Origin of the sequence: Streptomyces sp. NPDC005485 (assembly GCF_040606085.1) — a bacterium.
Classification (GTDB): Bacteria; Actinomycetota; Actinomycetes; order Streptomycetales; family Streptomycetaceae; genus Streptomyces.
Genome location: NZ_JBEXDZ010000258.1, coordinates 1 through 8,566, shown reverse-complemented (window position 1 = coordinate 8,566; position 8,566 = coordinate 1). Strand labels below are relative to the sequence as shown.

Genomic DNA, 8,566 nt, shown 5'->3' with positions numbered 1-8,566 from the left:
CACGGGCACGAACAGCCGGACGACGGCATGCGAGGCGTACGCGCGCACGGAGACGCCCCGGGAGACATAGGCGGCGAGGTCCTCCGCGGGGGCGGGCGAGGCGGCACACGGCTTCGACCTGGAGACGTCCGTCCCGCTGCGGGCCCGGCTGTTCGCGCTCGGCCCCGACGAGCACGTGCTGCTGCTCGTCGTCCACCACATCGCCGCCGACGGCTGGTCCCTCGCCCCGCTCACCCGCGACCTGACCGAGGCCTACGAGGCACGGCGCACCGGCCGCGCACCCGCCCTGCCCCCGCTTCCCGTGCAGTACGCCGACTACGCTCTGTGGCAGCGGCAGGTGCTCGGCGAGGACAGCGACCCCGACAGCGAACTCTCCCGCCAACTCGCCTACTGGACCGGCGTGTTGGAGGGGCTGCCGGAAGAGCTCGCGCTGCCCTTCGACTTCGTCCGGGGCGCCCGGGCCAGCCACCGGGGCGGCGCCGTACGGGCCACCGTCCCGGACGCGCTCGGCCGTGCGCTCAGGCAGACGGCGGCACGCTGGGGCGTCAGCGTGTTCATGCTGCTGCAGTCCGGACTCGCGGCGCTGCTCACCCGGCTCGGCGCGGGCACCGACATCCCGCTCGGCAGCCCCGTCGCGGGCCGCACCGACGAACGCCTCGACGACCTCGTCGGCATGTTCGTGAACACGCTCGTCCTGCGCACCGACACCTCCGGCGACCCCGGCCTGCGCGCCCTGGCCGAACGCGTCAAGGACCACGACCTCGCGGCCTACCGCCACCAGGACGTGCCCTTCGAGAAGCTCGTCGAGGCCCTCAACCCGGAACGCTCGATGTCCCGACATCCCCTGTTCCAGGTGATGCTGGGCTTCCAGCAGACAGCCGGCGCGCAGGGTGCGGACGCCAGGGCCGCCGGCCCGGGCGTCTCCGTCTCCCCCGAGCGGGTGCCCGAGGGCACCGCCAAGTGGGACCTGTTCTTCCAGGTCGTCGAGGAGACGGAAGCGGTGGCCGGCCCGGAGGCGGGCGAACCGCGGCTCTCGCTCACCGTGGAGTACAGCACCGACCTCTTCGAGGCCGCGACCGCCCGCCGGGTCACCGACGCCTACCTGCGGCTGCTGACCGCCGCGCTCGCCGAGCCCGACCGGCCGCTGTCGCGCCTGGACATCCTCGACCCCGCCGAGCGCACCGAGCTCCTGGCCCGCGGTACCCACCGCCTCGGCGCGCCCGACACCACGATCACGGACCTGGTGGCCCGGCACATCACCGCCACCCCCGACGCCGTGGCCCTCGTCCACACCGAGCCCGGCGCCCCCGACCGGCTCGTCACCACGACGTACGCCGAACTGGACGCCGCAGCCAACCGGTTGACCCGCCTCCTCACCGACCGGGGCGTCGGCCGAGGTGACTTCGTGGCCCTCCGTCTGGAGCGCGGCCCCGCCGTGGTGACCGCCCTGCTGGCGATCGCCAGGACCGGCGCCGCCTATCTGCCCGTCGACCCCTCCTACCCGCGCGAGCGGGTCCGCGACATGCTCGCGGACAGCGGCGCCCGCCTGCTGCTGACCCAGGAGTCCCTCGCCGACGGCCTCACGGACCTGGGCGCGGACATCGCCCGTGTCGTCCTCGACGCGCCCGGCACGCGCTCCGCGCTCGCCGCGCTGCCCGCCGGCCCGCCGCCCGCCGTGCATATCGACCCCGACGACCTGCTGTACGTCATCTACACCTCGGGCTCCACCGGGAGGCCCAAGGGCGTCGCCGTCCCGCACCGCGCCGCCGTACGCCTGGTGCACGGACTGCCGGGCCTGCAACTCGGCCGGGACGACACCTTCCTGTACTTCGCGCCCGTCGCCTTCGACGCCTCCACCTTCGAGATCTGGGGGCCGCTCACCCACGGAGCGCGCCTGGCGGTCAGCCCGCCGGGGCCCGCCGACCCCGAGGCCCTGGAGGCGTTCCTCGGCCGGGCGGAGGTGACGGTCGCGTTCCTCACCACGCAGTTCGTCAACACCGTCGCCGACACCCGGCCCGGCGCCCTCGCCCCGCTGCGGACACTGCTCACCGGCGGCGAGGCGCACTCCGGGGAGCACCTGCGACGGCTGCGGGCCGCGCTGCCCGGCACCCGTGTGTTCAACGTGTACGGGCCGACGGAGACCACCACCTTCGCCACCCTCCAGGACACCGCCGAGACCGGCGAGTCGGGAGTCTCCGTTCCCATCGGGCTGCCCATCGGGGACACCTGCGCCTACGTCCTCGACGAGGCACTGCGGCCCGTCCCGCGCGGTGTGGTCGGCGAGCTGTACCTCGCGGGCGAGGGCCTGGCCCGCGGCTACCTCGGCCGGCCCGCGCTGAGCGCCGAGCGGTTCGTCGCCAGTCCCTTCGGGCCGGCGGGCGCCCGGATGTACCGGACGGGCGACCTGGTCCGCTGGGACGCGCACGGGCGCATCGACTACGTCGCCCGCGCCGACCAGCAGGTGAAGATCCGCGGCTACCGCATCGAACTCGGCGAGATCGAACGCGTCCTGGCCGCCCACCCGGCCGTCGCCCGCGCCGCCGTCCTGGCCCCCGCCGCACCCGGCGGCGGCCCCCGAAGCCTGGTCGCCTACGTCGTGCCCGCGCCCGGCGCCGCCCCCGAACCGGCCGCCCTGCAACGCCACCTGGCGCTCTCGCTGCCCGACTACATGGTGCCCGCCGGCTATGTCCCGCTGCCCGAACTGCCGCTCAACGCCAACGGCAAGCTCGATGTGAAGGCCCTGCCGCCCGCGCCCGACCGTCCCACGAAGGCGCCCGGCACCCACGCCTCGCGCCCGCCCCGCACCGACCGGGAGAAGCTGCTGTGCGCGGCCGTCCAAGAGGTCCTCGGCATCGGCCAAGTCGGCCCGGACGACGGGTTCTTCGACCTCGGGGGTGACAGCCTGAAGGCCATCCGGCTGGTCAACACCGCCGCCCGCGCCGGGCTGCGGATCAGCCTCGCCGCGGTCTTCGAGCACCGCACCCTGGACGCCCTCGCCGCGAGCGCGGACACGGCGGGCGAGGGACTCGACCTGCTCGGGCCCGTCCTGCCGATCCGCACCGCCGGCAGCAGGCCCCCGCTGTTCTGCGTGCACGGCGGCCTCGGCTTCGGCATCCCCTTCGCCGCGCTCGCCGAGCACCTGGACGCAGAACAGCCCGTCCACGCCCTCCAGGCACGCGGCCTCGGCGCCGCGGACCCGCTGCCCCGCGACCTGCGCGAGGTCGCCGACGACTACCTGGACCGGATCAGAAGCATCCAGCCCGAGGGCCCCTACCACCTGCTCGGCTGGTCCTACGGCGGTGTCGTCGCCCACGAGATGGCCGTACGGCTGCGCGAGGCGGGCGAGGAGGTGGCGTACCTGGCGAACCTGGACGCCTACCCCGACGACGCGGACGGCGTCCGCCCGGCCGACGAGGAGTTCCTCGCCGAGTTCCTCGCGGAGGCAGGCGTCGACGCGGCCGGGCTCGGGCAGCTCACCCCGGAGGCCGTCGCCGCACACCTCGCCCGCTCCGGCGGACCGCTGGCCGCCCTCGAACAGGCCACCCTGGAGCGGCTGTTGAAGGTCATGCGCAACAACCTGGAACTGTTCCAGCGCTTCACCCCGGGACGCTTCGACGGCTGCGCCATGACGCTGTTCCTCGCGACCGGCGACAGCGCCGCGGACCGCCTCACCCCCGACGAGCGCGCCCTGAAGGCCAAGAGCTGGGAGCCGCACCTCGGAGCCGGCCTCGACCGGCACGACGTGGACTGCGGCCACCAGCAGATGCTGCGCCCGGACCCGGCGGGAGTCATCGCACGCACCGTCGAGCGCGATCTCGCCGCCCTGGCCGCGGCCCGGCGGACGCCGCCGTCCCCACTCACCTGACCCCACACCGACCCGCACACCTCTGCGCGTACGCGTTCCACGCACGTATCCGCACCACGACCCGAGATCTGGAGAACCGTCATGGCCAACCCCTTTGACAGCGAAGACGGCACGTTCCTCGTCCTCGTCAACGACGAGGGGCAGCACTCCCTGTGGCCGTCCTTCGCCGCCGTGCCCGACGGCTGGCAGGTGAAGCTCGAAGCGAGCGACCGCGCCACCGCCGTCGCGTACGTCGAGAGCAACTGGACGGACATGCGCCCGCTCAGCCTTCAGCGTCAGGCGGGATGAGCGTGTCCTCGTCCGACATCGCGATCCTCGCCGAGGGGCTGCAGAAGAAATACCGCACCCACACGGCCCTGCACGGCATCGACCTGTCGGTGCCCGCCGGCACCGTCCTCGGCGTGCTCGGCCCCAACGGCGCCGGCAAGACCACCACCGTCCGCGTCCTGGCCACCCTCGTCGACCCGTCCGGCGGCCGGGCCACCGTCGCCGGGCACGACGTGGTGCGCCAGAGCAAGGAAGTACGGCGGCGCATCGGCCTCGCCGGACAGTACGCGGCCGTCGACGAACTCCTCACCGGCCGCGAGAACATGGTCCTGCTCGCCAAGCTGCTGCGGTTCGGGCGGCGCGGAGCGGCCCGCCGCGCAGCCGAACTGCTCGACCGGTTCGAGCTCACCGAGGCCGCCGACCGGCCCGTGGGCACCTACTCGGGCGGTATGCGCCGCCGCCTCGACCTCGCCACCTGCGTCATCGGTGAACCCGAGGTGCTCTTCCTCGACGAGCCCACCACGGGCCTCGACCCCACCAGCAGGGCCGTCCTGTGGGACGTGGTGCGCGCCCTGGTCGCCGACGGCGTGACCATCCTCCTCACCACCCAGTACCTGGAGGAGGCCGACGAACTCGCCGACCGCATCGCCGTGATCGACGCCGGCCGGGTCATCGCCGAGGGCACCCCCGAGTCCCTCAAGCGCCAGGTCGGCAGCGAGCGCCTGGAGGTCACCGTGGCCCGCCCGGAGAGCCTCGGCGACGCGGTAGCCGCCCTCGCCACGCTCGGCGGCCCCCAGCCCCCGGTCGCCGACGAGGCCACCGCCCGCGTCTCCGTGCACCTCGCCGACGGCGGCCTCGACGAAGTCGCGCGCGCCGCCACGGCCCTGAGTGACAAGGGCGTGGAAACCGTCGGCTTCGAGATCCGCAGGCCCACGCTCGACGACGTGTTCTTCGACCTCACGGGCGCGGGACGGAAGAAGGAGGTCCAGCGATGACCACGGCCACCGCCACCGCGCCCGGCGGTCGTACGCCCGTCCGCGCCGCGGAGTCCAGGGGCGCACTGCTCGGCTACCTCGGCGACACCCTCGCCCTGGCCGGACGCCATCTGACGCATCTGCGCCGCTCGCCCGGGCGGCTCGTGCTGGTCACGATGAATCCGCTGGTGATGCTGATCGCCATCGGCTACCTCTTCCGCAACTCCATGAACGTCCCCGGCGGCGTCGCCTACGAGGACTTCATCATGGCGGGCATCGCCATCCAGGTCGGCCTGACCAGCGTCGGTCCCACCGCCATCGGCGTCGCACTCGACCTGCAGCACGGCCTGGTGGACCGGTTCCGCTCGCTGCCGATCGCACCGAGCTCCGTACTCATCGGCCGCACCCTGTCCGACCTGTTCGTCGGCGTGGTCAGCCTGACGGCGGTGTCGCTGGTCGGCCTCGGCGTCGGCTGGCGGCCGCACGAGGGACTGCTGCGCACCGCCGCCGGATTCGGCGTCCTGCTCGCCTTCATTTACACCATGCTGTGGGTCGGCATTCTGCTCGGCACCACCCAGAAAAACGTCGAGGCCATTGACGGCACGGGCGCACTCGTCCTTGTCGTCTTCAGCTTCCTTTCCAATGCGTACGTCGGTGTCGGCGGGCTGCCCGGATGGCTGCGGCCGGTGGCCGAATGGAACCCCGTCACCTCCGTCATCACCACCTGCCGACGGCTGTGGGGCAATGACCCGGCGGGCGCGGCCGGCGGCGGATTCCCGTCCCACCACCCCGGTCTGGTCACCGCCATCACCCTGTCGGCGCTGCTGGTCATCGCGGTGGCGGGCAGCGTGCGGGGCTTCCGCCGGGCCGTGGGGTAGCGCGCGGCAACGGCCGTCAGTGAGCAGTCAGTTGGACGTCATCGACCCGTCATCGGCGCTGACTACTTTTTCTTCGAGAAGCAATTCAGGAAATTCGCGAGACCTGTCAAAACGGAGGAACGAGCATGACGACGGTGGCGCCCGAGCGTCTCACCCGTATCAAGGAAATCGTCGCCGAGAACATCGACATGGAGGTCGACGAGCTCTCGGACACCGCGCTCTTCATCGACGAGCTGGGCGCCGACTCGCTCAAGCTCATCGATGTCCTCAGCGCCCTGGAGATGGAGTACTCCATCGTCATCGACATGAACGAGCTTCCCAAGATGGTGAACGTGGAAGCCACCTACCAGGTGACCGCCGAGGCCGCCGGCTGGTGACGGGCGCGGGTTCCGGCTCCGGTTCCCCCACCTCCAGGCATCCCACCGCTTAAGGAGTCCCATGTCCACCGCACAGTCACCAGCGGCACCCCCGATCCCCGCGCCGACGGGTCGCCGCAGGGTCGTCCTCACCGGCTTCGGGGCGATCTCCAGCATCGGCACGGGCGTCGAGGAGTACACGGCGGGGCTGCGGGCCGGCCGCTCCGGCGCACGGCCGATCACCCGCTTCGCCACCGAGGGGTTCGGCCAGAACATCGCCTGCGAGGTCCCCGACTTCGAGCCGGAGCGCTGGATCCGCAACGTACCTCTCGACGACATGGGCCGCGCCGGGCAGTACGCCGTCGCCGCCGCCCGGATGGCCGTCGAGGACGCCGGGCTGACCGAGGCCGACCTGGGCGAACGGCAGGCCGTCATCAGCGTCGGCACCACCGACGGGGAGTCGCACGACATCGGCGTCCTGGTGGAGCAGGAGATCGCCGCCGGGGACCCCGAGGCGATGGACCCGGTGCTGTCCCGCCGGATCAACGCGGGCCGCCTGACCACCGTCATCGCCCGCGAGCTGCGCATGCCGAACGTGGAGCCCACGACCATCACCACCGCCTGCGCGGCCGGCAACTACTCCATCGGCTACGGCCTGGACGCCATCCGCTCCGGCGACGTCGACATCGCGCTGTGCGGCGGCGCCGACGCCGTGTGCCGCAAGGCGTTCGCCCTCTTCAAGCGGTTCGGCGCGCTCACCCCGGACGTGGTGCGCCCCTTCGACAAGGACCGCAAGGGCATCCTCACCGGCGAGGGCGCGGGCATCCTCGTCCTGGAGAGCCTGGAGTCGGCGCTCGCACGCGGCGCGCACATCTACGCCGAAGTCCTCGGCTACGGCCTCAGCTGCGACGCCAACCACCCCACCGCCCCGGACCGCGACGGCATCGCGCGCGGCATCCGCCTCGCCCTCGACGACGCCGGCGTCAAGGAGCAGGAGATCGACTTCATCTCCGCGCACGGCACCGGCACCAAGGCCAACGACCGTACCGAGTCGGCCGCCATCCTCGACGTGTACGGCGACACACCGCCGCGCACCGTCGCGGTGAAGTCGATGCTCGGCCACTCGATGGGTGCGGCCAGCGCGCTCGGCGCCATCGCCTGCGGGCTCGCCATCGAGCACGGGTTCATCCCGCCCACCATCAACCACATGGAGACCGACCCGGAGTGCCCGCTCGACGTCGTGCCCAACAAGGCGGTCGACGCGGACGTCCGGATCGTGCAGAACAACTCCAGCGCCTTCGCGGGCAACAACGCCATCCTGATTCTCGGCATGTACGGGGAGCGAGTCCGACCATGACCACCGCAAGCGCCACCCCGGCGGCCCCGCTGCCGCCCCAGACGCTCGTCATCACCGGATGGTCGGCCGTCTCGCCGTACGGCCTCGGCCGTACGGAGTTCGCCGCGGGCGTGCGCGGCGGCGCCAAGGCGGCCGTGAAGGCGGACGCGGGCCTCGGCCCGCTGCCCTCCTCCGACGTGTGCACCGTGCCCGGCTTCGACATCCAGGGCCTGCTCGGCAAGAAGGGCACGGCCAAGATGGACCGGCTCACCGCGCTGGCCCTGGTCGCCTCCGACGGCCTGCTCCTGGACGCCGAGGGCAACCCGGCGGTGGAGACCGACGACAAGACCGGCGTCGTCCTCGGCATCAGCATGGGCAGCCTGGAGAACGTCACCGACTTCCTGCGCCAGTCGTACACCAACGAGCGCCCCTTCTACGTCGACGCGGGCCGCATCCCCTTCGGCAGCCTCAACCACGCCGCCGGCGCCACCGCCATCCGGCACGGTCTCAAGGGCCCGAACACCACGGTCGCCGGGGGCCGCGCCAGCGGACTGCTCGCCCTCAACTACGCGCGCCGCCTGATGAGTCAGGGCCGCGCGACCAAGTACCTCGTGGGCTCCGCCGAGGAGTTCTCCGCCGCCCACGCCTGGATCGAGCACACCGCTGCCGCGCCCGGCGACGAGGCCGCGCTGCTCGGTGAGGGCTGCGGCCTCTTCCTGGTCGAGCACGCGGGCAGCGCCGAACGCCCACCGCTGGCCGCGGTGTTGAGCGTCGAGACCCGCGTCGACATCGACGACGACCCGGGCGCCGCCGTCACCGCCTGCGCCCGCCGCGCCCTGGAGCGCGCCGGGGTCGGCGCCGACGAGGTGTGGGCGGCCGTCCCGTGCGCG

Annotated in this window: 7 protein-coding genes and 1 pseudogene; 7 read left to right on the top strand and 1 reads right to left on the bottom strand. The window is 72.9% G+C overall.

The window, feature by feature from the left end; translation table 11 throughout:
- Window positions 1–101 (bottom strand): annotated as a pseudogene (locus ABZS97_RS42505) (DNA-binding transcriptional regulator); the annotation flags it as partial.
- A 17-nt stretch (window positions 102–118) separates the two neighbouring features.
- On the opposite strand from ABZS97_RS42505, the gene ABZS97_RS42500 reads away from it, so the two are divergent.
- From ABZS97_RS42500 to ABZS97_RS42470, 7 genes are all read left to right on the top strand, one after another.
- The gene (locus ABZS97_RS42500; RefSeq protein ID WP_356148797.1) at window positions 119–3,865 is read left to right on the top strand and encodes an amino acid adenylation domain-containing protein; all 3,747 of its coding nucleotides are present in this window, start codon (window positions 119–121) and stop codon (window positions 3,863–3,865) included.
- Window positions 3,866–3,946: 81 nt separating this feature from the next.
- Window positions 3,947–4,153, top strand: a complete 207-nt coding sequence (locus tag ABZS97_RS42495) for an MbtH family protein (protein WP_356148794.1) — start codon at window positions 3,947–3,949, stop codon at window positions 4,151–4,153.
- Window positions 4,150–5,127, top strand: coding sequence for an ATP-binding cassette domain-containing protein (locus tag ABZS97_RS42490; protein ID WP_356148791.1), 978 nt, complete (start codon window positions 4,150–4,152; stop codon window positions 5,125–5,127). Before ABZS97_RS42495 ends, ABZS97_RS42490 begins: the two co-directional genes overlap by 4 nt.
- Window positions 5,124–5,984 (top strand): ABC transporter permease, encoded by an 861-nt coding sequence (locus ABZS97_RS42485; RefSeq protein WP_356148788.1) that lies wholly within the window; start codon window positions 5,124–5,126, stop codon window positions 5,982–5,984. The genes ABZS97_RS42490 and ABZS97_RS42485 overlap by 4 nt, the downstream gene beginning before the upstream one ends.
- Window positions 5,985–6,109: 125 nt before the next feature.
- A complete protein-coding gene (locus tag ABZS97_RS42480) occupies window positions 6,110–6,361 on the top strand; it encodes an acyl carrier protein (protein WP_356148785.1) in 252 nt (83 codons plus the stop codon).
- A 61-nt stretch (window positions 6,362–6,422) separates the two neighbouring features.
- Entirely contained in the window at window positions 6,423–7,697 is a 1,275-nt protein-coding gene (locus ABZS97_RS42475; RefSeq protein WP_356148782.1) for a beta-ketoacyl-[acyl-carrier-protein] synthase family protein, read from the top strand.
- On the top strand, window positions 7,694–8,566 hold an 873-nt coding region (locus tag ABZS97_RS42470), incomplete at its 3' end, for a beta-ketoacyl synthase N-terminal-like domain-containing protein (RefSeq protein WP_356148780.1). The genes ABZS97_RS42475 and ABZS97_RS42470, both read left to right, overlap by 4 nt.